Here is a 25,490-nt window from a genome sequence, read left to right as displayed (position 1 = left end):
GTCCATTCCCGGGCCGTCCCCGTCCGGGTGCCAAGCTGTCAGCTCCGCGGGTAGGTCCTGGTCAGCAGGGGCCCTCCGGCACCGCCCGAAGGGGTGGCGGTGCACCCGGCCCCGACGACGTACGCATCGACGCGGCCGGCGTCGCCGGGGTGCGGAAGGACGATGAGGAAGGCCTCCGTGCCCTCGTAGCTGCCGCGTTCGGCGGCGAGCGGGGCCTCGGTGCGGCCGGTGGCGCCGAGGACGCAGGCGGGGACACCGGACGCGTCCGTGCCGGCGGCCCGGTCGCCGGGGGCGACGCCCTGGCTCTGCGGGGCGTTCTCCGCTCCGAAGGTGGTGTTCTCCTCTGGAGGAGTGGCCTTCTTCGCGCCGCCGGCCGGGCCGAGGAGCCGCCGGACGCTGTCCTGGAGGCCCTGGGCCGTGTAGGTGCCGCCGGCCGGTGCCTGAGCCGTCGTGGGCGAATGGGAGGTACGGGCGGCGGTGTCGGGTGAGCCCGATCCGAACAGGCCCCCGGCGAGGAGGATGCCGAAGGCGCACGCCGCGGCGCCCGCCAGTCCGGCGACGACCGCGATCCGGCGCCTGGCGCGGCGCCGGCCGGGGCCGGTTGCTCCTTCCGGGTGGCCCGGCGGCCGCCGCGCGCCCGGACGGGGCGGCGGGGCGGCGGAGACGCCGGAGGCGGCCGGCTCCGCCGGGCGGCCCGCTTCGGCGCCGGCGGCAGCGTCCGCGGTCATCGGCGCGGTGGAGTCCAGCAGCGCCTCGGCGGCGAGGGCCGCGTCGATGCGTCCGGCGACGTCCGCGGGCATGCGCGGCGGCCCGGGCAGCGTGCCGAGCAGGGAGCGGATCTCCTCCAGGGACGCGAGTACGTCGGCGCACAGGGGGCACTCGGCCAGATGGCGGCGCACCTGGGCCGTCCGGGCCGGGGGGAGCAGCCCCTCGGTCAGGTCGGAGATCTCCGAGACGTCCGGGTGCCGGATCGTGTCGGCTGCGGGAGTCACGTTCGTCCACCTCCGCCCTTCACCGTGTCTGCGCCCGGCGCTGGATGACCGGGGTCTGCCGCTGGTGGGACGGGTGTCCCCGGCGTCCGGTTCCTTCCCCGCTCCGCGGCGGTGTTATCCACGGCATTCGAGCGCAGATGAGTGAGCATCGGTACGAGCTTGGCCCGGCCGCGTGCGCACCGGCTCTTCACGGTGCCGGCGGGGACGCCGAGCACGTCGGCGGCCTCCGCCACGGAGTACCCCTGCATGTCGACGAGCACGAGCGCGGCGCGCTGGTCGGCCGGCAGGGTCCCCAGGGCGGCGAGGAGCTGGCGGTGCAGGTCCTCCCGTTCGGCAGGGCCCTCGGCCGACTCGTGGGGCTCCAGGAGGCGCTCCAGGCGCTCCGTGTCGTCGAGCGGGGCGGTCTTGCGGACGGCGGCCTTGCGGGCCCGGTCGAGGCAGGCGTTCACGGTGATCCGGTGCAGCCAGGTGGTGACGGCGGACTCGCCCCGGAAGGTGTGGGCGGCCCGGTAGGCGGAGACAAGCGCGTCCTGCACGGCGTCGGCGGCCTCCTCGCGGTCCCCCAGGGTGCGCAGGGCCACGGCCCAGAGCCGGTCGCGGTGGCGGCGCACGATCTCCGCGAAGGCGTCGCGGTCGCCGGCGGCGTGTGACGCGAGCAGCTCCCGGTCGCTGCGGCCGTCCGCCGTTGCTTCGTGCATCACACCTCGCTTCCTCCGGCATGGAGACTAGGGCCTGTGCGGCCCGAGCACGAGGGGGCGGCCGCCGGGTGGAGCCGCAGACACCGCGGGCCGCTGTGCACGGGACGAGCGCCCCCGTGCACAGCGGCCCCCCAGCCGTGCGGTCCGGCCGTGTCGCTCAGTCGACCAGGCCCATGACCTTGATCTCGTCGATGCCGCCCCGGTAGACGCCGCCCTCGGCAGGCAGCTCGGTGATGTGCACCAGCAGGAAGCGGGTCTTCACCGGACCGTCGAGCTTGGTCTTCAGCGTCTTCCCCGTGTTCTGCAGCTTCGTGAGCTCCTGGGGGAAGTCGGAAAGGGTGGTCGGCGAGGAGGCGTCGGCTGCGGCGGCACGCACCTGGGCCTTGTGTCCCGAGGCGTACATGTCCGCTTCGAGGCCGGTCACCTCCTGCACGCTGCCCAGGTCGACGATGACGCCGCTTCCGTCCTCGTAGGAGGGGAGGTTGCCGAAGTTCGCGTGCGACTTGAAGTGGTTGGTGACCCACCCGGTGGAGCGGTCGCCGTCCACGGCTTTGTCGACATCTTCCTTCTTGATCTGCTCCTTGCCGAAGACGCTCGCGGAGCCCACCTTCAGCTGCTTGGGCACCCGCACCTTCGGGGGCTCGCCGGAGGGGGCGGACTGCTGTGAGCCGCTGCTGCCGCTGTCGCCCTTGCCGTGGTCGAGGAGGGTGTCGGCCAGCTGCCAGCTGCCCAGGCCCAGCGCGGTGATGAGCAGCGCGGCCACAGCCCACTTCAGGACGCGGCCCGTACGGCTCTGCAGCGGGGGCGGCGGGGGCATCGGGACGGCCTGGGCGACGGGCGTCCCGGGGTGCGCCGGCGGGCGGCCGTAGCTGCCCTGCTGGTAGGTGGTGTGCTGGTACTCGGGCGGTGCCGTGAAGGCGGGCTCCGGCGGTCTGATCCGCGGCATGGCGGCGACGGCCTTGGCCAGCTCCTCCGGCGTGGTGCAGGGGGGTTCCTGCCGCGATGCGGTGGCCCCGTCGTTGACGAGGGCGCGCATGGCGAGCTGGCCCAGTCCGCGGTGCACGCCGGCGCGCACCTGGTCCGGAGGGATCAGGCCGACGTCCTTGGGGAGGCCGGAAAGCCCGTAGGCGTCGTTCTCGTAGGGCCAGCGCTGCGTGAGGGAGGCGTACAACAGCGCACCGATCGCTTCGGTGTCGGTGCGCTGGGGGGTGTCGCTGGTGATGCCGCGCAGGGCCGCGTTCACGGCGAGGCCGCGGATGCGGTACTGCCCGGTGGAGGTCCGCAGTATCGCGCCGGGCGTGAGCCGGAGGTGGGAGAGGCCCTCGCGGTGGGCGGCGGCCATGGCCTGGGAGACCTGGCTGACGAGCTGGTAGGCCTCGTGGGGCTCCAGCGGTCCGGCGGCGAGGACGGAGGTCAGCTCGGTGGCGTCGGGCAGCCACTCGTGGACGACGTAGACGAGGTCGTTCTCCTCCACCGCGTCGAGGACCTGGACGAACCGGGGGTCGCCGAGCAGGGCGGAGGAGCGGGCCGCTGCCAGGACGGAGCGGGCGCGTGGGTGGTCGGCGGGCAGCAGGTGGACGCCGACGGCACGGCGCAGCTTCTCGTCCACCGCACGCCAGCTGCTGAATCCGTCCAGACGGGTGACGCACTCCTCCAGGCGGTAGCGCCTGGCGAGCTTGTGGCCGCTGTGGAGTTCGGGGGCTGCGGCAGGTGCCGCGGTCCTGCGTTCGCCGTCCTTTTCCTCGGGGACGGGTTTGTCCGCGGCTCGTCCGTTCTGGGTCTCCACCCCGTCGGCCGTGGCCTTGGCCGCACCAGCGGCAGGCGGCTGGTCGCCGCCGTTGTCGGCCACGTCGACGGCAGCCGTGCTACGTTCCGCCACCGTCGTTCCTGCCTCCCCATCCGTTACGCGCTGTCGGCCAGTCTGCGAAGCCATGCCAATTGTGCCCACAGTCCGGCGCTATGCACGACACGCGAAGGAGTGCGACGGTTGTGCGCATCAGCGCCCCATGCGTCCGCGAACCATCCCGACCATGGCGTTGAGCTCCTCGATGCGCATGCGCTTCGCGGCCAGGAGGAAGACGGCGGCCAGCGCGATGAGACCCGCGGTCAGCGACGTGAGGGAGCCGGCGACTCCGCTGCCCAGCCACTGGGTGACCGCGTACGCGACACCGCCCGCCACGGCGGCCGCGGGGATGCAGGCGCCGGTGAGGCGCGCGTAGGTGCGCCGCACGTGGGCCCCGTCGAGGTCGCCGCCGAGCCGCTTGCGCAGCCGCTTCCAGGCGACGCCGACGCCGACGGTGTAGCCGAGCCCGTAGGCGGCGGCCATGCCGACGACGGCCCAGCGGGCCGGGAGCACGAAGAACGCGGCGGTGGAGACGGCCGCGTTGACGGCGGCCACGATGACCGTGTTGTAGAAGGGCGTGCGGGTGTCCTCGTAGGCGTAGAAGCCGCGCAGCACCACGTACTGGACCGAGTAGGGGATGAGGCCGAGGCCGAACGCCATCAGCACGTAGCCGATGTTGCGGGCGCCGTCGCCTGAACCCGCGTACAGCAGCGTGGCCATCGGGACGCCGAGGGCGAGGAAGGCGAAGGCACAGGGCACGATCGCGACGGCCGAGGTGCGCAGGCCGTAGGAGATGTCGTCGCGGACGGCGGCCGCGTCACCGTCGTGGGCGGAGCGGGAGATGCGGGGCAGGACGGCCGTCATGACGGAGACGGTGATGATGGCCTGCGGCATCTGCCACAGCAGCAGCGCGTAGTTGTAGGCGGTGATACCGGTGCCGGAGTGGCCCTGCTTCTCGGCGACCGAGCCGGCCCAGGTGGCGAGCTGGGTCACGACGACGAGGCCGACCTGGTTGGCGAGGACGAAGAAGAACGTCCACTTGGCGAGGCGGGCGGCCTTGCCGAGGCCGTGGCCCTTCCAGTCGAAGCGAAGGCGCGGGGAGAACCCGGCGTCGCGCAGGTACGGCAGCATCGCCAGCGCCTGCACGACGAGGCCGAGCAGGGTACCGAGGCCGAGCAGGCGCACGCCCTCGGGGGTGACGGTGGAGGCGTTGACACCGGAGGTGGTGAAACCGCCGAAGGCCCAGATGAACGCCCCGAACGTGGCGATGACGACGATGTTGTTGAGGACCGGGGTCCACATCATCGCGCCGAACCTGCCGCGCGCGTTGAGGATCTGACCGAGCACCACGTGCACGCCCATGAAGAACATGGTGGGCAGGCAGTAGCGGGCGAACGCGACCGCGACGTCCATCTGGTGGGGGTCGGAGGCGATCTTCGGCGACATCATCGTGATGAACACCGGTGCGGCGAGCACGCAGATCGTGGTGATGGCGGCCAGCAGGACGACGACCAGGGTCAGCAGCCGGTTGGCGTAGGCCTCGCCGCCGTCGCTGTCGTTCTTCATGGCCCGTACGAGCTGCGGGATGAAGACGGCGTTCAGCGCGCCTCCGCCCACCAGCACGTAGATCATCGTCGGCAGCGTGTTGGCGATCTGGTACGTGTCGTTGAACGTGCCGACGCCGATCGCCGCGGCGATGACGAGGGTCCGCAGGAAGCCGGTGATGCGGGAGACGATCGTTCCGGCGGCCATCAGCGCGCTGGACTTCAGCAGCCCGGAGGCCCGGCCGGCGGGCTTGCTCGGCGCCGGGGCCGCGACGGGGGCGTCCTCGACGGCGGTGCCGGGCGTGGCCTGCTGGTCCCGGTACAGGTGGGCGAAGGCGTCGGTCTCCGGCTCGTCCTCCCCGGCCGTGGTGACCAGCGCGTCGACGCCGACGAACTCGGTGGTGCCCGCGCGGTCGCCGTACGGGAGGTGGCGCGAGGGGCCGTCCGGCTCGGGCGGCGGCGTCTGCGCCCACACGCGCGGGTCGGGGGAGGGCGCGGCCGTCTGCGGCGCCGCGTACAGCGGCCCCGGCTCCTGGTAGGTGCCGGGCGGCGGCGGAGGGTGGGAGGCCCGGTCGTAGAGCACCTCGGCCACGGGGTCCTGGGCCGACAGGTCGTGCGACCGGTACGGGTCGCGGTCGTAGGCGTCCTGGACGTAAGGGTCCCGGTCCGGCCCGGGGGCGGGCGCGGGGACCTGCCCGGGCGGCGCGGCGCCCGGGTCGGCGCCCGGGTAGGGCGCGGGCGCGCCAGTGCCCTGCGCGCGGTCACCGTCGTACGGCGCGTTCATCGAAACCCCACCTCATCGTCCCCAGGCCGGCCGGCCACGGCATCGCTCAACGGTCCACTGTCTCACCCGCGCCGGACCGGCCGGTGCTTTGCGCTCCGGTGTCCGGGGTGCCGTCACTCGCCTGCATGCCGCCGGCCGGCTGCCCGCCGTCCTCGGCGGGCTCCGCGCCGTCGCAGGCCGGCTGTGCGGCCTCCTCCGCGGCGGCCCGGGCGGCCACGCGCTTGCGGCTGGCGTACATCTTGACGCCCGCCAGCACCAGGAGGAGCACACCGCCCGCGATGACGAGCATCACGGTGGGGGTGATCTCGGTCGCCTCCACCGTGAACCTGCGCTCCTTGCCGTACGGGACGCCGTTCTCGGTGAAGAGCTGGGCGGTGACCTCGACGGGGCCGCTCGCCGTCGCGTTCGCGGTGAACTTCACCGTCTGGCTGTGCCCGCCCTGGACGGTGACCTGCTGCTCCGCCTCCCCGCTCCTGCCGAAGACCAGGCGGGTCGGGTTCGCCGACTTCACCCGCAGGACGAGGCCGTGCACGTCCTGGACGAGGCTGTTCTGGACGCTCACCGGGATCGTCGCGCTGTGGCCGGACAGGGTGGCGTCGGACTTGGGGACGACCTTGACCTTCTCGGTCAGGCCGAGCAGGTAGTGCTGGACCTGGTTGCGGTAGTGCCCGGCGTCCTGGGGGCGGCCGCGCCACGAGGCGGACATCTCGCGGTTCGTGGTGTTCCCGAACGGGATCTCGACGCGGTCGGGGGCCGTCAGGATGGCCTTGAAGTGGTCGAGCGTGTTCAGGGTGGTGCGGATCTTCTCGAAGGCGGCGACGGGAAGCTCCGTCTTGCGCAGCGCGTCCGGGTACTGGCCGGCGCCCGGCACCTGCGTGTTCACGCCGGCGTCGGGCTTGGCTGCGGCCGCGGCCTCCAGGTCCGCGGGCTGCGTCCAGCGGCCCGCCTGGAGGGCGCGCAGGGCCTCGGCCATGGACTGGGCCTGGCTGGCGGTCGGCATCCGCTGCGGGGTGACGACGAAGCTCCGCTGGCTGTCGGTCTTCTGCAGGTTCAGGGCCAGGCTGTGGGCGAGGAAGCGCTGCACGGCGAGCGTGGAGTTCGCGGCGTTCAGCATGTCGCCCTCGAAGGCCGTCGACAGGTCGGCGTCGGCCACGACGGCCGTGGCGCCCGCGCCGATGGGGCGGGCCGCCGACGGGGTGTAGCCGAGGGCGCCGGTCTCCTGGAGGCTGTCGCTGCGGGCGAGCACGTGGTGGGCGCCGGCCGAGGTGGCCACGTTCACGATCGACGGGTCGATCGCGCCGTCGACGGGCCAGGAGAAGTCGGTGGACGGGGTGACGTGGAGGACGGTCTCGACCGCCTGCTTCGCCTTGTCCGTGGCCGGCCGGAGCTGCCCGAGGGTGCCGGAGACGTCCTTGCCCTGGTGGGCGAGGGAGGCGATGTCGGGGTCGGCGAACGGCAGGGCCACGACCTTCTTGCCCTGGACCGCCGCCTCCAGCGAGCTGAGCCACTGCTCGGCGACGGCCTTGTTCCTGCCCTGGACGACCCGGCCGTCCGGGGTGCGGTAGCGGTAGCCCTTGGTCATCGCGTCGACCGTGTAGAGCAGGTCGGGGTCGATGACCCAGGTGATCGGCAGCTCCTTGCCGAGGGAGACCATCCGCTCCAGCCGGCCGCCGGTCCGGAGCTCGTCCGCGAGGGAGTCGTCGAGGAAGACCGGGGTCTGCACCTCGTCCGAGCCGGTCTCCGCGGTCAGGCGGGTCGTGGAGATCAGCGGCCACAGGTACGTCAGTTGGGAGCGCTTGGCGGCCGGCTCCGGCTGCCACGGCAGGAAGGTCCGCTTGATGCCGAGGACCTGCTCGTACGGGCGGCTGTCGGTCTCGCCGGAGAGGGAGACACCCAGCGGGTAGACGCCCTCCTTGTCCAGCTCCAGCTTGTTCACAGGGATGCTCAGCGTGAACGTCTGGCTGACCTTGGAGGGCAGCGAGGCGATCTTCACGGAGTACGCCTGGTCGACCTCGCCGGGATCCGTGCCCGCACGGAAGCCGGTCCGGTCCGCCGCCTCGTCGATCGAGGTCCGGTCGCTCAGGGCGGACCCGACCCGCAGCCCCACGTGGGCCGCGGTGATCGTCTCGCGGCCGTTGTTGACCACCGTTCCTGAGATCGTCAGCGTGTCGCCCTTGACCGGAGCCGCAGGAGCCACTGTGGTGAGTTGCACATCCACGGAGCCTGTCTCGGCCGCGTCCGCGGGGGCCGGCGGCTGGACGAGGGCGCCGAGCAGCGGCGTCCCGCAGAGCAGGACGACGGCGCGCCGCAGCCAGCGGCGCCGGGCAGGAGCGGGGGAAGCCCCCTGGATGTCTGCCGGCTCGGCCACGCGCTAACCCGTCCCTCGCAGTGTCAGTGGTCGTCGTTCGTGCGTCCAGGAATGGTAACGAGACCCGCCGGGCGCGAGTGCCGCGCCTTGCTCCACATGATCAGCCCGCCCCCGGGGCCGGGCGAGGGCGGGGTGCCGGAAACGGGGGAGCCCCCTCCGGGCGGGGCACGTACCCTTTTCTGTTGTGCCGAACGCCAATGAAGACACCCCCAGTGCCCTGAGTCAGGTGCAGAGCCGCGCGGTCGCTGAACTGCTGCGGGTCGCCCCTGCCGCCGACGAGCTCGGCCGCCTGTTCCAGGAGGCGGGATTCAGCCTCGCCCTGGTCGGCGGGTCCGTCCGCGACGCGCTGCTCGGCCGTCTCGGCAACGACCTCGACTTCACCACCGACGCCCGCCCCGAGGACGTCCTGAAGATCGTCCGCCCGTGGGCCGACTCCGTCTGGGATGTCGGCATCGCCTTCGGGACCGTCGGCGCCCAGAAGGGCGGCTTCCAGATCGAGGTCACCACATACCGATCGGAGTCCTACGACCGCACCTCCCGCAAGCCCGAGGTCTCCTACGGCGACTCCATCGAGGAGGACCTCGTCCGCCGCGACTTCACCGTGAACGCGATGGCCGTGGCCCTCCCCGAGAAGGAGTTCGTGGACCCGCACGGCGGCCTGGAGGACCTGCGGGCGGGCGTTCTGCGCACGCCCGGCACCCCCGAGGACTCCTTCTCCGACGACCCGCTGCGGATGCTGCGCGCGGCGCGGTTCGCCGCCCAGCTCGGCTTCGAGGTCGCGCCGGACGTCGTGGCCGCGATGAAGGCGATGTCCGAGCGGATCGAGATCGTCTCCGCGGAGCGGGTGCAGGCCGAGCTGAACAAGCTCATGCTCTCCGCCCACCCCCGCACGGGTCTCGGCCTGCTCGTCGACACCGGGCTGGCCGACCGGGTGCTGCCCGAGCTGCCGGCGCTGCGGCTGGAGAGCGACGAGCACCACCGGCACAAGGACGTCTACGAGCACTCGCTGATCGTGCTGGAGCAGGCGATGGCGCTGGAGGAGGGCGGCCCGGACCTGGTCCTGCGGCTCGCCGCGCTCCTCCACGACATCGGCAAGCCCCGCACCCGCCGCTTCGAGAGCGACGGCCGGGTCTCCTTCCACCACCACGAGGTGGTGGGCGCCAAGATGGCCAAGAAGCGCATGACGGCGCTGAAGTACTCCAACGAGATGGTCAAGGACGTCTCCCGGCTGATCGAGCTGCACCTGCGGTTCCACGGCTACGGCGACGGAGAGTGGACCGACTCGGCGGTGCGGCGCTACGTCCGCGACGCCGGCCCGCTGCTGGACCGCCTGCACAAGCTGACCCGGTCCGACTGCACGACGCGCAACAAGCGCAAGGCCAACGCGCTCTCCCGGACGTACGACGGCCTGGAGCAGCGCATCGCGCAGCTCCAGGAGCAGGAGGAGCTGGACGCGATCCGGCCCGACCTGGACGGCAACGAGATCATGCGGGAGCTGGGGATCGGCCCGGGTCCCGCGGTCGGCAAGGCCTATGCGTTCCTGCTGGAGCTGCGGTTGGAGAACGGCCCCATGGAGCGCGAGGCGGCGGTCGCGGCCCTCCGGGAGTGGTGGGACGCGCAGGTCTGATGCGCAGCGGCCCGCGGCGTGTTTCACGTGAAACATGCCGCGGGCCCGGGCCGCCGCCGGTTCAGGGGCGTGTTTCACGTGAAACATCGGGCCGCCGCCCGAGATAGAGCGCGGTCAGGGCGTAGAGGGCGGCGACGCCCGCGATGAGCACGGCCGAGCGGCCGTCTGCGGGCAGCACCAGCGAGCTGACGGCCGCGGCGGCGACGAACGCGATGTTGAAAAGCACGTCGTAGACCGAGAAGACCCGCCCCCGGAAGTCGTCGTCCACGCGGGACTGCACCACGGTGTCGGTGGCGATCTTGGCTCCCTGGGTGGCGAGGCCGAGGACGAAGGCGGCGGCGAGCATGGGTCCCGGCAGGAAGGACAGGCCGAGGGCGGGTACCAGGACCGCTGCCGCCGCGGAGCACGCGGTGATCCAGCCGCGGGTGCCCAGGCGGCCCGCGGCCCAGGGCGTGACCACGGCCGCGGCGAAGAACCCCGTCCCCGAGACGCCCACCGCGAGGCCCAGCAGGGCGAGGCCGTCGGCTTCGGTGTCCGACCACGCGTAGCGGCAGAGCATCAGCAGCGTCACTGTCAGGGCGCCGTAGCAGAACCGCATCATGGTCATGGCGGCCAGCGCCTGTGCGGCCTCGCGGCGCTCGGCCAGGTGCCGCAGCCCCGCGGCCATCCCGCGGACGGTGAGCGCGACGCCCTGGGCCACGGAGGGGTGCACCGTGCCGGGCGGGTGGTCCGGCCCCAGCAGGCCGACGGCCAGGCGCAGCGACATCAGCCCCGCTCCGAGGTAGAGGGCGGCGCCGAGCAGGACCACGAGGGCGTCGGTGTCGGCGGCGAGGAACCTCAGGAGGAAGGCGAGGCCGCCGCCCGCGGTCGCCGCGAGGGTCCCGGCCGTCGGGGACAGAGCGTTGGCGGTGACCAGCTGGGCGGGTGCGACGACGCGGGGCAGGGAGGCGGCGAGCCCCGCGAGGACGAAGCGGTTGACGGCGGTCACGGACAGCGCCGAGGCGTAGAAGAGCCACTCGGGGACGGAGGCGGCGACCAGCACGGCGGTGATGCAGGCGAGGAGGGCCCGCAGCAGGTTGCCGTAGAGGAAGACCTGGCGGCGGCGCCAGCGGTCCAGGAGCACTCCGGCGAAGGGCCCGATGACGGAGTAGGGCAGCAGCAGGACCGCCATGGCCGACGCTACGGCGGCCGGCGAGGTCTGTTTCTCGGGAGAGAAGACCACATGGGTGGCCAGGGCCACCTGGTAGACGCCGTCGGCGGCCTGGGAGAACAGCCGTACGGCGAGCAGGTTGCGGAAGTCCCTCAGGCGCAGGAGTACGCGCAGATCACGTACGACGGGCATGAGGGCAAGGTTCACACACGCGGAGGGTCCCCGGGCAGATTGCCCGGGGACCCTCGCGGAACAGCGGGTGGAGACCGGGGGACGGCGGCCCCGGCGCTCCGAACCGGTCCCTGTTTAGCGCTCGACCTCGCCGCGGATGAACTTCTCGACGTTCTCCAGCGCCTCGTCGTCGAAGTACTGGACCGGCGGGGACTTCATGAAGTAGCTGGACGCCGACAGGATCGGGCCGCCGATGCCGCGGTCCTTGGCGATCTTCGCGGCGCGCAGGGCGTCGATGATGACACCGGCGGAGTTCGGGGAGTCCCACACCTCGAGCTTGTACTCGAGGTTCAGCGGGACGTCGCCGAAGGCGCGGCCCTCGAGGCGGACGTAGGCCCACTTGCGGTCGTCGAGCCACGCGACGTAGTCGGACGGGCCGATGTGGACGTTCTTGTCGCCGAGGTCGCGGTCGGGGATCTGCGAGGTGACGGCCTGCGTCTTCGAGATCTTCTTCGACTCGAGGCGCTCGCGCTCCAGCATGTTCTTGAAGTCCATGTTGCCGCCCACGTTGAGCTGCATGGTGCGCTCCAGGCGGACACCGCGGTCCTCGAACAGCTTCGCCATCACGCGGTGCGTGATGGTGGCGCCGACCTGCGACTTGATGTCGTCGCCGACGATCGGGACACCGGCCTCGGTGAACTTGTCGGCCCACTCCTTGGTGCCGGCGATGAAGACCGGGAGGGCGTTGACGAAGGCGACCTTGGCGTCGATGGCGCACTGGGCGTAGAACTTCGCCGCGTCCTCGGAACCGACGGGCAGGTAGCAGACCAGGACGTCGACCTGGCGGTCCTTGAGGACCTGGACCACGTCGACGGGGGCCTCGGAGGACTCCTCGATCGTCGCGCGGTAGTACTTGCCCAGGCCGTCCAGGGTGTGGCCGCGCTGGACGGTCACGCCCGTGGTGGGGACGTCGCAGATCTTGATGGTGTTGTTCTCGCTGGCCCCGATGGCGTCCGCGAGGTCGAGGCCGACCTTCTTCGCGTCGACGTCGAACGCGGCGACGAACTCGACATCGCCCACGTGGTAGTCGCCGAACTGGACGTGCATCAGACCGGGGACCTTGGCCGCCGGGTCGGCGTCCTTGTAGTACTCGACGCCCTGCACCAGCGAGGCGGCGCAGTTGCCCACGCCGACGATGGCTACGCGAACCGAACCCATTCCGGTTGCTCCCTGTTTGTTCTCGGACGAGGCCTGCGCGGTGCAGGCCTCACTTTGCAGTTTCGTCGGGCGGTCCGGGTCGTCTCCGATCCCGTCCCGCCCGCTCACTCTCGATGAGCTCGTTCAGCCAGCGCACTTCGCGCTCCACGGACTCCATGCCGTGCCGTTGCAGTTCGAGCGTGTAGTCGTCGAGGCGCTCCCGCGTGCGGGCGAGTGAGGCGCGCATCTTCTCCAGGCGCTCCTCCAGCCGGCTGCGGCGACCCTCCAGGACCCGCATGCGCACGTCCCGCTCGGTCTGGCCGAAGAAGGCGAAGCGGGCGGCGAAGGACTCGTCCTCCCACGTGTCGGGACCGGTGTGGGACAGGAGCTCCTCGAAGTGCTCCTTACCGGCGGCCGTCAACCGGTAGACGATCTTGGCGCGGCGCCCTGCGAGTGAAGCGGCGAGGGCGTCCTCCGGGGCGCTGCCCGGTTCCTCGGCAAGCCAGCCGTTGGCGACCAGCGTCTTCAGGCAGGGGTAGAGCGTCCCGTAGCTGAACGCCCGGAACACCCCCAGCGAGGTGTTGAGCCGTTTGCGGAGCTCGTAGCCGTGCATGGGGGCCTCGCGGAGCAGGCCGAGGACGGCGAACTCGAGGATGCCCGAGCGCCTGCTCATCCGCCTGCCTCCCCTGCACACTGAGCCTTATGACGAGCTGATGTATCGGCTCGATACATCCAGACGATAGAACGGGTGCCTTCCGGCGACAAGTAGCGATCTGGTGACCGGTATCACATCACCAATTCGACGGATGCGAGTTGCCTGATTTGGGGTGAACTTCGGCACTGTTCGGGTTTTGAGCGTGCGTACTCTTGCGGCGTGACACCGGGGGGATCGGAACTCACAAGCCGCTTCCAGGCCACTCGCCTGCCCGAGGAGTAGTCGTTCGATGAGCGAGCACCGCCGCAAACCGCCGCAGCCCGAGGGCGGCGGACGTGCCGCAGCCCGCAGGGCTGCCCAGCAGCGCCCCGGACGGGGTGCCGGGCCCGCGCGCGACGTCCCCACCGCGTCGCACAGCGGACCGTACGCAGACCCGCGCGGTGAGCGCGGCAGTCGCGGGGCGCGGCGCGCCCCGCAGGGAACCGCGGGACGGGGCCGCGGAGCGGGCCGCCCGGACAAGCGGCTGATCAACTACCCGCGCTCCGACAAGGACGGCTGGCAGCGCTTCCTGCCGTCCTGGAAGCTGGTCGGCGGCACGGCGCTGGGCTTCTTCGCGATCGTCTTCGCGGGCGCCGGCATCGGCATCGCGGCGGTCGACACGCCCAACCCGAACCTGGCGGCCAAGGCGCAGAACAACGTCTTCTACTGGGCCGACGACACCCAGATGGTCGCCACCGGCGGCTCGATGAACCGGCAGATCGTGCCCATCGACAAGATCCCGAGGTCGATGCAGAACGCGGTCATCGCCGCGGAGAACGAGTCCTTCGAGACCGACAAGGGCGTCGACCCGATGGGCATCGTGCGCGCCGTGTGGAACATGGCCAAGGGCGGCGCCACCCAGGGCGGGTCCACGATCACCCAGCAGTACGTGAAGAACACCTACCTGGACTCCGACCAGACGCTCAAGCGCAAGGTCACCGAGCTCTTCATCTCGATAAGGCTGGGCGTGTCCGAGGAGAAGGACACGATCCTCGCCGGCTACCTGAACACCGCGTACTTCGGCCGCGACGCCTACGGCATCCAGGCCGCCGCGCGCGCCTACTTCGACAAGGACTGCTGGGACCTCACGCCGTCCGAGAGCGCCTTCCTCGCCGCCCTGCTCAAGGGCCCCAACCTGTACAACCCGGACGGCGGCATCGGCGACAACGCCACGCCCGAGGAGAACACCAAGCGCGCCCACACCCGCTGGGCCTGGGTGCTCGACCGCGAGGTGGCGGTCGGCCGCATGGACAGGGCGGAGCGGGAGAAGTACAGGGAGTTCCCCAAGCTCGTCGACTCCGAGCAGGCCCGCAGCCTCGCCGGCCAGACCGGCTACCTGGTCGAGACGGCCAAGCAGTACGTGATGAAGGTCGCGAACCTCACTCCCGAGCAGATGGCCCGCGGCGGCTTCCAGATCAAGACCACCTTCCAGAAGCCGAAGGTGGACGCCCTGGCCAAGGCCGTCGAGGACACCCGCAACAACTTCCTGGACGAGAAGGCCCGGCCCGAGCACGACACCTTCGTCCAGTTCGGCGCCGCCTCCGTCGACGTGAAGACAGGCGCGATCGTGGCCCTGTACGGCGGCCCCGGCATGGACAAGAAGTACTTCAGCAACAACGCCAACACCATCGGTGTCCCGGTCGGCTCGACCTGGAAGCCGTACGTCCTGGCGGCGGCGATGGAGTACGGGACGCAGAACTCGAACGGCCGCGGCATCTCGCCGCAGAGCAAGTACCAGGCCAACGACCTCACGGTGATCAACAACCGGGACGGCAAGCCGCTGCGCGACGCGAGCGGCAAGCCGTTCCGCCAGAAGAACGAGAGCCCCTACCCGTACGGCTACGTGACGCTCCACGAGGCGATGGAGAAGTCGATCAACGTGCCGTTCGCGCAGCTCGTCTTCGACGTGGGCCACGGCAAGGTCCGGGACGTGGCCAAGGCGACGGGCATCCTGGAGTCCTCCATGAACCCGAACAACGACGCCTCGTTCGCCCTGGGCACCTCGACGCCCAGCGCCATCCGCATGGCCGACTCGTACGCCACGTTCGCGGCATCCGGCATCCACCGCGAGCCCTACTCGGTGCGCAGCGTGCAGAAGGACGGACGGGACCTGCCCGGGTTCGAGCCCCCCAAGGAGCAGCGGGCGATGGACGACTCCGTCGCCGACAACGTCACCAAGGTGCTCCGGAACGTCGTCGAGAACGGCACGGGCACCAAGGCCCGGAAGCTGGGACGCCCGGCGGCCGGCAAGACCGGTACGACGGACGAGAACAAGTCGGCGTGGTTCGTCGGGTACACCCCGGAGCTGTCCACCTCGGTGGCCCTCTTCCGCACGGACCCGAACTCGAAGGAGAAGGAGCTGATGTCCATGAAGGGCGTCGGCGGCACCGACTCCATCCACGGTGGCGACATCCCGGCCGTCGTCTGGACCGCGTACATGAAGGAGGCCCTGAAGGGCGCTCCGGTCAAGCAGTTCCCCGAGCCGGAGGACATCGGCGTGATCGCCGACGGGGCGGGCGCGCCCTCCCCCAGCCCTTCGGCGGTCCCCTCGCCGTCCGGGTCGGCCTCGCCGTCTCCCTCGGCCTCGCCGTCGCCGTCCCCGAGCCGCTCGCGGAGCGGTACGGGCCGGCCCTGCAAGCCGTGGGAGCTGTACTGCATCCCCGACGACAGCGGCGGTGTCGACGGCGGCAGCGACGGCTCGTCCAGCTCCCCCAGCCCGTCTCCCTCGGTCAAGCCGGGACGCCCGGGCAGCGTCACCAGCTGGGGCGGCAGCACGGGGTTCACGGGCTGACCCCGCCGCCCCTCGCGGCCCGGAGGGCCGCCGCACCGGTTGCGGCGGCCCTCCCGCGCGTCCGGCGGCGTACGGCAGGATGAGCGCATGACGAAGGTGCACGAGGGCCGGCTCGTCCTTCCCACCCGGGAGGACGAGGTCGCCGCGGCCGGCAGCGAGTTCATCGGCGGGCCGATCGGCCGCCACGCCAGGCTGGGCGGCCACTGGCTCCACCCGGTGCGCGTCGTGGCGCTGACCGCCATCGGCATGTTCGCGCTCGGCATGGTGCAGAAGCTGCCCTGCTACAACTGGGCGTGGTTCCGCGGCGCGGGCTCCCAGTACACCCACGCCTGCTACTCGGACATCCCGCACCTCTTCGTGGCCAGGGGCTTTGCCGACGGGCTCACGCCGTACTTCGACCGGATCCCCGGCGACATGGCCTACCTCGAGTACCCCGTGCTCACGGGCCTCTTCATGGAGGTCGCGTCCTGGCTGACTCCGGGCGGCGGCTCCATGCAGCACCGGGAGCAGATGTACTGGATGGCCAACGCGGGCATGCTGATGGCCTGCGCGGCCGTCATCGCCGTGTGCGTCGCCCGTACCCACCGCGGCCGCCCCTGGGACGCGCTGCTCTTCGCCCTCGCCCCGGCGTTCGCGCTCACGGCGACGATCAACTGGGACCTGCTGGCCATCGCCCTCACCGCGGCGGCCATGCTCGCGTGGTCGAGGGGCCGCATCCTCCTCGCCGGCGTCCTGATCGGCCTGGCCACGGCCGCCAAGCTCTATCCCGTCCTGCTGCTCGGGGTGCTGTTCGTGCTGTGCTGGCGTGCCGGGAAGTGGCGCGCCTTCGGCGCGGCGGCCCTCGGCGCGGCCGCGTCGTGGCTGGTGGTGAACCTTCCGGTCATGCTGTTCGCCTGGGAGGGCTGGCAGAAGTTCTACACGTTCAGCCAGGAGCGGCCCATCGACTTCGGCTCCGTGTGGCTGCTGATCTCGCAGCGGACCGGGAACCCCCTGACCGACGCCAACACCTACGCGACGGGCCTGACGCTGCTGCTGTGCGCGGGCATCGGGCTGCTGGCGCTCACGGCGCCGCGCCGCCCGCGCTTCGCGCAGCTGGCGTTCCTGGTGGTGGCCGTCTTCATCCTGGCCAACAAGGTCTACTCGCCGCAGTACGTGCTGTGGCTGATCCCGCTCGCGGCGCTGGCCCGGCCGCGCTGGCGCGACTTCCTGGTGTGGCAGGCGTGCGAGGTCATGTACTTCCTTGGGATCTGGCTCTACCTCGCTTACACGACCAGCGGCGACCAGCACCAGGGGCTGCCGCCCGAGGGCTACCAGCTGGCCATCGCGGTGCACCTGCTGGGGACGCTGTACCTGTGCGCGCTCGTGGTCCGCGACGTTCTGGCGCCCGAGCGGGACGTCGTCCGCCGCGACGGCTCGGACGACCCGTCGGGCGGTGTCCTGGACGGGGCCGAGGACGTGTTCACCCTGTCGGACGCCCTTCGGGGGCAGCGGCACGAGGAGCCGGAGCAGCGGGTGGAGTGGGGCGCCGCCCGCGGCGGATGAGGAAACGCGCCCGGGGGCTGCCGGGCGGGCAGGGGCGGCGGGCCCGGGGCCGACGGCCCGGGGCCCGCCGCCCCTTCACGCGTCGAGGAGCCGGTCGAACTGCGTGGTGGTGTGGCGCAGATGGGCCACGAGCTCGTCGCCCACCTTCGGCTCGGGCGCGTCGGACGGCACGAACAGGATGGACACCTGCATGTGCGGCGGCTCCGCGAACCAGCGCTGCTTGCCCGCCCACACGAACGGCGAAAGGTTCCGGTTGACGGTGGCCAGGCCGGCCCGGGCCACGCCCTTGGCCCGCGGCATCACGCCGTGCAGGGCCTTCGGGGCCTCCAGGCCCACGCCGTGCGAGGTGCCGCCCGCGACCACCACGAGCCAGCCGTCCGAGGCGGCCTTCTGCTGGCGGTAGCCGAACCGGTCGCCCTTGGCGACCCGGGTGACGTCCAGGACGCTGCCGCGGTAGGCGGTGGCGTCGTGGTCGCCGAGCCACAGCCGGGTGCCGATGCGGGCCCGGAAGCGGGTCTGCGGGAACTGCGCCTGGAGCCGGGCCAGGTCCTCGGCGCGCAGGTGGCTGACGAACATGGTGTGCAGCGGCAGGCGGGCCGCCCGCAGCCGGTCCATCCAGCCGATGACCTCCTCGACGGGGTCCGAGCCGTCCGGGCGGTCCAGCGGCAGGTGCAGGGCGAAGCCCTCCAGCCGCACGTCCTCGATCGCCGCGGCCAGCTGGCCCAGGTCCTGCTCGGAGATGCCGTGGCGGCGCATGGAGCTCATGCACTCGATGACGACGCGGGCGCCGACCAGGCCGCGGACCCCGTCCAGGGAGGAGACGGAGCGGATGACCCGGTCCGGCAGCGGCACCGGGTCCTCGCCCCGCCGGAACGGGGTGAGGACGAGCAGGTCGCCGCCGAACAGGTCCTTGATGGTCGCGGCCTCGTACGTGGTGCCGACGGCCAGGATGTCGGTTCCCAGCCGGGTCGCCTCCTCGCAGAGCCGCTCGTGGCCGAAGCCGTAGCCGTTGCCCTTGCAGACCGGGACCATTCCGGGGAACTGGTCGAGGATCTGCTTGTGGTGCGCACGCCAGCGCGCGGTGTCGACGTAGAGCGTGAGCGCCATGCCCGTCCGGAGCCTCTCTGGAATGGCTGCTGATGCAGCGGTGCGGTGGTGTGGGGTGCGGAGCGTCAGCGGCGCGACATGTAGATGTCGAGCGCCTTGTGCAGCACCTTGTTGAGCGGGAAGTCCCACTCGCCTACGTACTCGACGGCCTCGCCGCCCGTGCCGACCTTGAACTGGATGAGGCCGAACAGGTGGTCGTTCTCGTCCAGCGTGTCGCTGATGCCGCGCAGGTCGTAGACGCTCGCGCCCAGGGCGTACGCGTCGCGCAGCATGCGCCACTGCATCGCGTTCGACGGGCGCACCTCGCGCTTGTGGTTGGCGGAGGCGCCGTACGAGTACCAGACGTGCTGGCCGACGGTGATCATCGTGGCGGCGGCCAGGGCCTCGCCCTCGTGCTTGGCGAGGTAGAGCCGCATGCGGTTGGGGTCCTCGGAGTTGAGGGCCGTCCACTGGCGCTGGAAGTAGCTGAGGGGGCGCGGGCGGAACTTGTCGCGCACGGCCGTGATCTCGTACAGGTGCTGCCAGGTCTCCAGGTCCTCGTAACCGCCCTGGACGACCTCGACGCCGGCCTTCTCGGCCTTCTTGATGTTGCGGCGCCACAGCTGGTTGAAGCCCTTGAGGACGTCGTCCAGCGAGCGGTTCGCGAGCGGCACCTGGAAGACGTAGCGCGGCTGGACGTCGCCGAACCCGGCACCGCCGTCCTCGCCCTGCTGCCAGCCCATGCGGCGCAGCTTGTCGGACACCTCGAAGGCGCGGGGCTCGATGTGCGAGGCCTCGATGTCGCGCAGTCGCTTGACCTCGGGGTCCTGGATGCCGGCCTTGATGGCGGCGGAGTTCCAGCGCCGGATGACGACGGGCGGGCCCATCTTCACGGTGAACGCGCCCTGCCGCTTGAGGTGGGCCAGCATCGGCTGGAGCCACTCCTCCAGGTTCGGGGCGAACCAGTTGATGACGGGGCCCTCGGGCAGGTAGGCGAGGTACCGCTTCACCTTGGGCAGCTGGCGGTACAACACGAGTGCGGCACCGACGAGTTCGTCGTTCTGGTCGAACCATCCGAGGTTCTCGGACCGCCACTCGTTCTTCACGTCGGCCCACGCCGGGACCTGGCAGTGGCTAGCCGAGGGCAGGCTCTGGAGGTATCCCAGATGCTGCTCTCGGCTGATGGTCCTCAGGGACAGGCTCATTCGGGGCGTCTCCTCCGGCGGCTTCGCTGGCTATGGCGCGAAGCCTACTGCGACAAGGGCGCCGCCCTTCTGGGGGACGGGCCGGTCCCGTCCCCGGTCAGCGGCGGGCGCCCTGCCGCGGAGGTGCCCCGGTCAGCCCAGCCAGCCTCCGAAGAGCCCGCCGTGGGCCATGCCGAGGAAGAAGCCGAGGCCCGACGCGCCAAGGCCGATGATCAGCGCGAAGCGCTCGCGTGTCGTCTCGGAGATGAACTGCCCGTAGCCGCCGGTCAGGATGCCGAAGAGGCCGGTCCACGAGGTGAGCAGGTGCAGGTCGTGGAAGAAGGCCGTGATGAACGACACGAAGCCGAGGACGAGGGTGGCCGCCATCAGGGCGTCCTGGACGGGGTGCGGCTTGCCGTCGGTCGCGAGCAGGGAGATGGACGACTGGGTGCGTACTGCCTGTGCCATCGGAAAAGCACCTCCTGGCTGGGGCGGAGGGTGCTTCGGGGCTGGCCGCGGCCCGGCCGGGCATAGCACCGAGCACACCCGTTGCCTACAGATTGTGGCGCTCCGGTGCCGGATTTCAACCGGAAGGAGTCGGCGGGGTAGTCTGTACGGTCTGCGCGGTGTCTGCTCTCAGGCGCCGTGCGGTACGCATCACGACCCTCCTGCCACGGAACGACCGTGGCCGCTGAGTCCAAAGGAGGTGGGTTCCACATGCGTCACTACGAAGTGATGGTCATCCTCGACCCGGATCTTGAGGAGCGCGCTGTCGCCCCGCTGATCGAGAACTTCCTCTCCGTCGTCCGCGAGGGCAACGGAAAGGTCGAGAAGGTCGACACCTGGGGCCGTCGCCGTCTCGCCTACGAGATCAAGAAGAAGCCCGAGGGCATCTACTCGGTCATCGACCTGCAGGCCGAGCCTGCGGTCGTCAAGGAGCTCGACCGCCAGATGAACCTGAACGAGTCGGTTCTCCGGACCAAGGTCCTCCGCCCCGAGACCCACTGAACCCCGGTTCAGCGGTAATCGGGTTCGAGTAGCACAGCAGCCAGCAGCAATCCCCGCCGAGAGGTTCATCCATGGCAGGCGAGACCGTCATCACGGTCGTCGGCAATCTCGTCGACGACCCCGAGCTGCGCTTCACCCCCTCGGGTGCGGCGGTCGCGAAGTTCCGTGTCGCGTCCACCCCCCGCACCTTCGACCGCCAGACGAACGAGTGGAAGGACGGCGAGAGCCTGTTCCTGACCTGCTCGGTGTGGCGGCAGGCGGCCGAGAACGTCGCCGAGTCCCTTCAGCGTGGCATGCGCGTCGTCGTGCAGGGTCGGCTGAAGCAGCGGTCGTACGAGGACCGTGAGGGTGTCAAGCGCACGGTCTTCGAGCTGGACGTCGAGGAAGTCGGCCCCAGCCTGAAGAACGCCACGGCCAAGGTCACCAAGACCACCGGTCGCGGCGGCCAGGGTGGGTACGGCGGCGGCCAGCAGCAGGGCGGCGGCGCAGGTTGGGGCGGAAGCTCCGGCGGCCCGCAGGGCGGCGGAGCTTCTTCCGACGACCCGTGGGCGTCCAGCGCGCCGGCCGGCGGCCAGCAGCAGCAGGGCGGCGGCGGTGGCTGGGGCGGAAGCTCCGGCGGCGGCTACTCGGACGAGCCCCCCTTCTAGGGAAGCTCGCATCCCCACTTCTTGATCACACAGGAGAGACACCATGGCGAAGCCGCCTGTGCGCAAGCCGAAGAAGAAGGTCTGCGCGTTCTGCAAGGACAAGACCGCGTACGTGGACTACAAGGACACGAACATGCTGCGGAAGTTCATTTCCGACCGCGGCAAGATCCGTGCCCGCCGCGTCACCGGCAACTGCACGCAGCACCAGCGTGACGTCGCCACGGCCGTGAAGAACAGCCGTGAGATGGCGCTGCTGCCCTACACGTCCACCGCGCGATAAGGAAAGGGTGACCGACACATGAAGATCATCCTGACCCATGAGGTCTCGGGCCTCGGTGCCGCCGGCGACGTCGTCGACGTCAAGGACGGCTACGCTCGCAACTACCTGGTCCCGCGCGGTTTCGCGATCCGCTGGACCAAGGGTGGCGAGAAGGACGTGGCGCAGATCCGCCGCGCCCGCAAGATCCACGAGATCGCGACCATCGAGCAGGCCAACGAGGTCAAGGCCAAGCTCGAGGGCACGAAGGTCCGTCTGGCCACCCGCTCGGGTGACGCCGGCCGCCTCTTCGGCTCCGTGACCCCGGCCGACATCGCCACGGCGATCGAGGCTTCCGGTGGTCCGAAGGTCGACAAGCGCCGCGTCGAGCTGGCTGCCCCGATCAAGACCCTCGGTTCGTACCAGGTCTCCGTGCGCCTGCACGCCGAGGTCGCTGCGAACGTGGGCGTCGAGGTCGTCGCCGCCTGAGTGCCGCGCACGAAGGGCCGCACCCCGCTGGGGTGCGGCCCTTCGCCGTGTTTCACGTGAAACATGCGCCCGCCGTCAGCGGGTCGCGCCGGCGACGGCCCAGCGCCCGGAGCGGGCACGCAGCTGGAGGGTCGCCATGCGGACGAGCATCATCAGCGTCATCGCCCACCACAGGGCCGTGAGACCGCCGCCCAGGACCGGGACGAGCAGGGCGGCCGGTGCGAACACCGCCAGGGTGGCCAGCATCGCCCAGGCCAGGTAGCGGCCGTCCCCGGCGCCCATGAGGACGCCGTCGAGGACGAACACGATCCCGGCGACCGGCTGCGAGGCGGCCACCACGAGCAGGGCCGGCAGCAGGGCCTCCTCCACCGCGGGGTCGGTGGTGAAGAGAGGGACGATCAGCGGGCGGGCGGCGGCCAGCAGGAGGCCGAGGACGGTGCCCGAGGCGATGCCCCACTGCACCATGCGGCGGCACACGGTCTTGGCCCCGTCGGTGTCCCCGGCGCCCAGGTACCGTCCGATGATGGCCTGGCCCGCGATGGCGATGGCGTCGAGGGCGAAGGCGAGCAGGCTCCACAGGGAGAGCAGGATCTGGTGGGCGGCGACATCGGCGTCGCCGAGGCGCGCGGCCACGTAGGTGGCGATCATCAGGACGGCGCGCAGGGAGAGGGTGCGGACGAGCAGGGGCGCCCCGGCCTGTGCGCAGGCCCGGATGCCTGCTGCGTCGGGGCGCAGGGAGGCGCCGTGCCGGCGGGCGCCGCGGACCACCACGGTGAGATAGGCGCCGGCCATGGCGCACTGGGCGAGGACCGTGCCCCATGCGGAGCCCGCGATGCCGAGGCCGGCCCCGTAGACGAGGGCGGCATTCAGCCCGGCGTTGAGGGCGAAGCCGCCGACGGCGACGTAGAGCGGGGTCCGGGTGTCCTGGAGGCCCCGGATGACTCCGGTGGCAGCCAAAACCATCAGCATGGCGGGGATGCCGAGTGCGGAGATCCGCAGGTACGTCGTGGCATGCGGGGCGACGGTGTCGGAGGCGCCGAGGAGCGAGACCAGCCAGGGCGCGGTGGGCAGGACCGCGGCGGCGACGGCCGCCCCGAGCAGCAGGGCGAGCCAGATGCCGTCCATGCCCTGCCGGATGGCGGCTTTGAGGTCGCCCGCGCCGACGCGTCGGGAGACCGCCGCGGTGGTGGCGTAGGCGAGGAACACGAACACGCTCACCGCGGTGGTGAGGAGGGCGGCGGCGATGCCGAGGCCGGCCAGCTGGGGAGTGCCGAGGTGGCCCACGATGGCACTGTCGGCCAGCACGAAGAGGGGCTCGGCGACGAGTGCGCCGAAGGCCGGGACGGCGAGCGCGAGGATCTCGCGGTCGTGCTGTCGCGGTGCCGCCTTCCGCGGTTCGAGGGCTTGTGTCATGGGCTCAATCTAATCTTCCACAGGTAATAGACGCAAGGCGCCTGTACTCCTTACTCGCGGATGCGGTGGGGCACAGGCGGCACCTCGTCCGAGGCGATCTGGGGGAAGGTGCCGAGATTTTTCTCCGGCACGGGTCGCTGTCGGAGAATGTGCAGGTCAGGACGGCCACTTGGGGCCGTGGGTGATTTTGTCCACAGCGCTGTCCCCCGGTCCGTGCACAGCTTCGGGCGAGTTACCCACAGCATTGGCCCGGTCGTCCACATCTCATCCACACAGCCTGTGGATAACAAGATTGGCTGACGCCGCCTCCGGGCCTACCGTTGTGCGTTGCCCGACCCGCGGGAAGCGGATCCGGGTGTCCCGAATGTCAGAGCCGTGCCGTACAAGACTGGCACGGCGAGGTCCGCGCTGCGGACGGGAGGAGGCGGCCCGGTGAGTATCCCCGAGCCCACGGACGACCCCTGGGCCGACAGCGGTCCGGGCGACCGTCTCCCCACCCGCTCGCGCCGCGGCGGGGACGGCCGCGGCCGCGGGGACGAGCAGCACGAGCGCGGCCGCGAGGGCGGCGCCTGGGACGGCGGCGGCTTCGAGCGCGTCCCCCCGCAGGACCTCGACGCCGAGCAGTCCGTGCTCGGCGGCATGCTGCTCTCCAAGGACGCCATCGCGGACGTCGTCGAGATCATCAAGGGCCACGACTTCTACCGGCCCTCCCACGAGACGATCTACCAGGCCATCCTCGACCTGTACGCCAAGGGCGAGCCCGCCGACCCGATCACGGTCGGAGCCGAACTCACCCGGCGCGGGGAGATCGGCAAGGTCGGCGGCGTCTCCTACCTCCACACGCTGGTCCAGTCGGTCCCGACGGCCGCGAACGCCTCGTACTACGCCGAGATCGTCCACGAGCGGGCCGTCCTGCGCCGCCTCGTGGCGGCCGGTACGAAGATCACGCAGATGGGATACGCGGCCGACGGCGACGTCGACGAGATCGTCAACAGCGCCCAGGCCGAGATCTACGCCGTCACCGAGCAGCGGACCTCCGAGGACTACCTGCCGCTCGGCGACATCATGGAGGGTGCGCTCGACGAGATCGAGGCCATCGGCTCGCGCAGCGGCCAGATGTCCGGCGTCCCGACCGGCTTCACCGACCTCGACTCCCTCACCAACGGCCTGCACCCCGGCCAGATGATCGTCATCGCGGCCCGTCCCGCCATGGGCAAGTCGACCCTCGCCCTGGACTTCGCGCGCGCCTGCTCCATCAAGAGCAACCTGCCCAGCGTCATCTTCTCGCTTGAGATGGGCCGCAACGAGATCGCGATGCGCCTGCTGTCCGCGGAGGCCCGGGTCGCCCTGCACCACATGCGCTCCGGCACCATGACCGACGACGACTGGACCCGTCTCGCCCGGCGGATGCCCGACGTCTCGGCCGCTCCCCTGTACATCGACGACTCCCCGAACCTGTCGATGATGGAGATCCGGGCGAAGTGCCGCCGCCTCAAGCAGCGCAACGACCTCGCCCTGGTGGTCATCGACTACCTCCAGCTGATGCAGTCGGGCGGCTCCCGCCGACCCGAGAGCCGCCAGCAGGAGGTCTCGGACATGTCCCGGAACCTCAAGCTCCTCGCGAAGGAGCTGGAGGTGCCCGTGATCGCGCTCTCCCAGCTGAACCGAGGCCCCGAGCAGCGCACCGACAAGAAGCCGATGGTCTCCGACCTGCGCGAGTCCGGCTCCATCGAGCAGGACGCCGACATGGTCATCCTGCTGCACCGCGAGGACGCGTACGAGAAGGAGTCGCCGCGCGCCGGCGAGGCGGACCTGATCGTGGCCAAGCACCGAAACGGCCCGACCGCGACGATCACGGTGGCCTTCCAGGGCCATTATTCGCGGTTCGTGGACATGGCCAACACGTAGCATCCGGGTTTGTAGGGTCTCAAATTTCGCGGCACAATCTCAGCTCCGATGGCACATCGGTGGCACTTATGCCGTCTTCATGAGACTCGCTGGTCGAA

20 protein-coding genes are annotated in these 25,490 nt (G+C 71.1%); 8 read left to right on the top strand and 12 right to left on the bottom strand.

All coding sequences use genetic code 11. The annotated features are described in order from the left end of the window. Nucleotides 1-38: 38 nt before the first annotated feature. The 5 genes from ACZ462_RS11095 to ACZ462_RS11075 all read right to left on the bottom strand — a co-directional run bounded on the left by ACZ462_RS11095 (nucleotide 39) and on the right by ACZ462_RS11075 (nucleotide 8,229). The gene (locus ACZ462_RS11095; RefSeq protein ID WP_467807450.1) at nucleotides 39-992 is read right to left on the bottom strand and encodes an anti-sigma factor family protein; all 954 of its coding nucleotides are present in this window, start codon (nucleotides 990-992) and stop codon (nucleotides 39-41) included. After that, entirely contained in the window at nucleotides 989-1,690 is a 702-nt protein-coding gene (gene sigM / locus ACZ462_RS11090; RefSeq protein ID WP_467807451.1) for an RNA polymerase sigma factor SigM, read from the bottom strand. The genes ACZ462_RS11095 and sigM overlap by 4 nt, the downstream gene beginning before the upstream one ends. Before the next feature lie 157 nt (nucleotides 1,691-1,847). Next, a complete protein-coding gene (locus ACZ462_RS11085) occupies nucleotides 1,848-3,569 on the bottom strand; it encodes a protein kinase family protein (RefSeq protein WP_467807453.1) in 1,722 nt (573 codons plus the stop codon). Nucleotides 3,570-3,686: 117 nt separating this feature from the next. Beyond that, nucleotides 3,687-5,861: a murein biosynthesis integral membrane protein MurJ gene (gene murJ / locus ACZ462_RS11080; RefSeq protein ID WP_467807454.1), complete on the bottom strand. Its 2,175-nt coding sequence runs from the start codon at nucleotides 5,859-5,861 to the stop codon at nucleotides 3,687-3,689. A gap of 46 nt (nucleotides 5,862-5,907) precedes the next feature. Beyond that, nucleotides 5,908-8,229, bottom strand: coding sequence for a DUF6049 family protein (locus ACZ462_RS11075; protein ID WP_467807455.1), 2,322 nt, complete (start codon nucleotides 8,227-8,229; stop codon nucleotides 5,908-5,910). Between the two features lie 184 nt (nucleotides 8,230-8,413). On the opposite strand from ACZ462_RS11075, the gene ACZ462_RS11070 reads away from it, so the two are divergent. After that, nucleotides 8,414-9,856: a CCA tRNA nucleotidyltransferase gene (locus ACZ462_RS11070; protein ID WP_467807456.1), complete on the top strand. Its 1,443-nt coding sequence runs from the start codon at nucleotides 8,414-8,416 to the stop codon at nucleotides 9,854-9,856. A gap of 61 nt (nucleotides 9,857-9,917) precedes the next feature. On the opposite strand, the gene ACZ462_RS11065 is transcribed toward ACZ462_RS11070, so the two are convergent. From ACZ462_RS11065 to ACZ462_RS11055, 3 genes are all read right to left on the bottom strand, one after another. After that, entirely contained in the window at nucleotides 9,918-11,198 is a 1,281-nt protein-coding gene (locus ACZ462_RS11065; protein WP_467807457.1) for an MFS transporter, read from the bottom strand. A gap of 114 nt (nucleotides 11,199-11,312) precedes the next feature. Beyond that, nucleotides 11,313-12,395: an inositol-3-phosphate synthase gene (locus ACZ462_RS11060; RefSeq protein ID WP_365505821.1), complete on the bottom strand. Its 1,083-nt coding sequence runs from the start codon at nucleotides 12,393-12,395 to the stop codon at nucleotides 11,313-11,315. A gap of 49 nt (nucleotides 12,396-12,444) precedes the next feature. Next, entirely contained in the window at nucleotides 12,445-13,047 is a 603-nt protein-coding gene (locus ACZ462_RS11055; protein WP_114058332.1) for a PadR family transcriptional regulator, read from the bottom strand. 271 nt (nucleotides 13,048-13,318) lie between these two features. Between ACZ462_RS11055 and ACZ462_RS11050 the strand changes: the two genes are divergently transcribed. Then, nucleotides 13,319-15,859 carry a transglycosylase domain-containing protein gene (locus ACZ462_RS11050; protein ID WP_467807459.1) on the top strand — a complete coding sequence of 847 codons (2,541 nt, stop codon included), beginning with the start codon at nucleotides 13,319-13,321 and terminating at the stop codon, nucleotides 15,857-15,859. Between the two features lie 87 nt (nucleotides 15,860-15,946). Next, the gene (locus ACZ462_RS11045) at nucleotides 15,947-17,401 is read left to right on the top strand and encodes a glycosyltransferase family 87 protein (protein ID WP_467807461.1); all 1,455 of its coding nucleotides are present in this window, start codon (nucleotides 15,947-15,949) and stop codon (nucleotides 17,399-17,401) included. Between the two features lie 75 nt (nucleotides 17,402-17,476). Here ACZ462_RS11045 and ACZ462_RS11040 read toward each other — a convergent pair whose 3' ends face one another. The 3 genes from ACZ462_RS11040 to ACZ462_RS11030 all read right to left on the bottom strand — a co-directional run bounded on the left by ACZ462_RS11040 (nucleotide 17,477) and on the right by ACZ462_RS11030 (nucleotide 20,139). After that, nucleotides 17,477-18,508: an alanine racemase gene (locus ACZ462_RS11040; RefSeq protein WP_467807462.1), complete on the bottom strand. Its 1,032-nt coding sequence runs from the start codon at nucleotides 18,506-18,508 to the stop codon at nucleotides 17,477-17,479. 65 nt (nucleotides 18,509-18,573) lie between these two features. Beyond that, the gene (locus ACZ462_RS11035) at nucleotides 18,574-19,692 is read right to left on the bottom strand and encodes a lipid II:glycine glycyltransferase FemX (RefSeq protein WP_467807463.1); all 1,119 of its coding nucleotides are present in this window, start codon (nucleotides 19,690-19,692) and stop codon (nucleotides 18,574-18,576) included. Nucleotides 19,693-19,824: 132 nt separating this feature from the next. Then, nucleotides 19,825-20,139: a hypothetical protein gene (locus tag ACZ462_RS11030; RefSeq protein ID WP_467807464.1), complete on the bottom strand. Its 315-nt coding sequence runs from the start codon at nucleotides 20,137-20,139 to the stop codon at nucleotides 19,825-19,827. Between the two features lie 249 nt (nucleotides 20,140-20,388). On the opposite strand from ACZ462_RS11030, the gene rpsF reads away from it, so the two are divergent. The 4 genes from rpsF to rplI all read left to right on the top strand — a co-directional run bounded on the left by rpsF (nucleotide 20,389) and on the right by rplI (nucleotide 22,071). Then, nucleotides 20,389-20,679: a 30S ribosomal protein S6 gene (rpsF, locus tag ACZ462_RS11025; protein WP_003956532.1), complete on the top strand. Its 291-nt coding sequence runs from the start codon at nucleotides 20,389-20,391 to the stop codon at nucleotides 20,677-20,679. A 71-nt stretch (nucleotides 20,680-20,750) separates the two neighbouring features. Continuing rightward, nucleotides 20,751-21,326: a single-stranded DNA-binding protein gene (locus ACZ462_RS11020; protein WP_467807465.1), complete on the top strand. Its 576-nt coding sequence runs from the start codon at nucleotides 20,751-20,753 to the stop codon at nucleotides 21,324-21,326. A gap of 43 nt (nucleotides 21,327-21,369) precedes the next feature. Next, nucleotides 21,370-21,606, top strand: a complete 237-nt coding sequence (rpsR, locus tag ACZ462_RS11015; protein ID WP_005315025.1) for a 30S ribosomal protein S18 — start codon at nucleotides 21,370-21,372, stop codon at nucleotides 21,604-21,606. 18 nt (nucleotides 21,607-21,624) lie between these two features. Next, nucleotides 21,625-22,071: a 50S ribosomal protein L9 gene (gene rplI / locus ACZ462_RS11010; RefSeq protein ID WP_030292603.1), complete on the top strand. Its 447-nt coding sequence runs from the start codon at nucleotides 21,625-21,627 to the stop codon at nucleotides 22,069-22,071. Nucleotides 22,072-22,146: 75 nt separating this feature from the next. On the opposite strand, the gene ACZ462_RS11005 is transcribed toward rplI, so the two are convergent. Next, nucleotides 22,147-23,484 carry an MATE family efflux transporter gene (locus ACZ462_RS11005; protein ID WP_467807467.1) on the bottom strand — a complete coding sequence of 446 codons (1,338 nt, stop codon included), beginning with the start codon at nucleotides 23,482-23,484 and terminating at the stop codon, nucleotides 22,147-22,149. A 432-nt stretch (nucleotides 23,485-23,916) separates the two neighbouring features. Between ACZ462_RS11005 and dnaB the strand changes: the two genes are divergently transcribed. Beyond that, nucleotides 23,917-25,392 (top strand): replicative DNA helicase, encoded by a 1,476-nt coding sequence (gene dnaB, locus ACZ462_RS11000; RefSeq protein WP_467807469.1) that lies wholly within the window; start codon nucleotides 23,917-23,919, stop codon nucleotides 25,390-25,392. Nucleotides 25,393-25,490: the final 98 nt, after the last annotated feature.

The sequence above is a fragment of the Streptomyces sp. NPDC031121 genome, assembly GCF_055570615.1.
The sequence above is the reverse complement of the archived record's forward strand: the minus strand, read 5'-3'. Positions and strand labels throughout refer to the sequence as shown.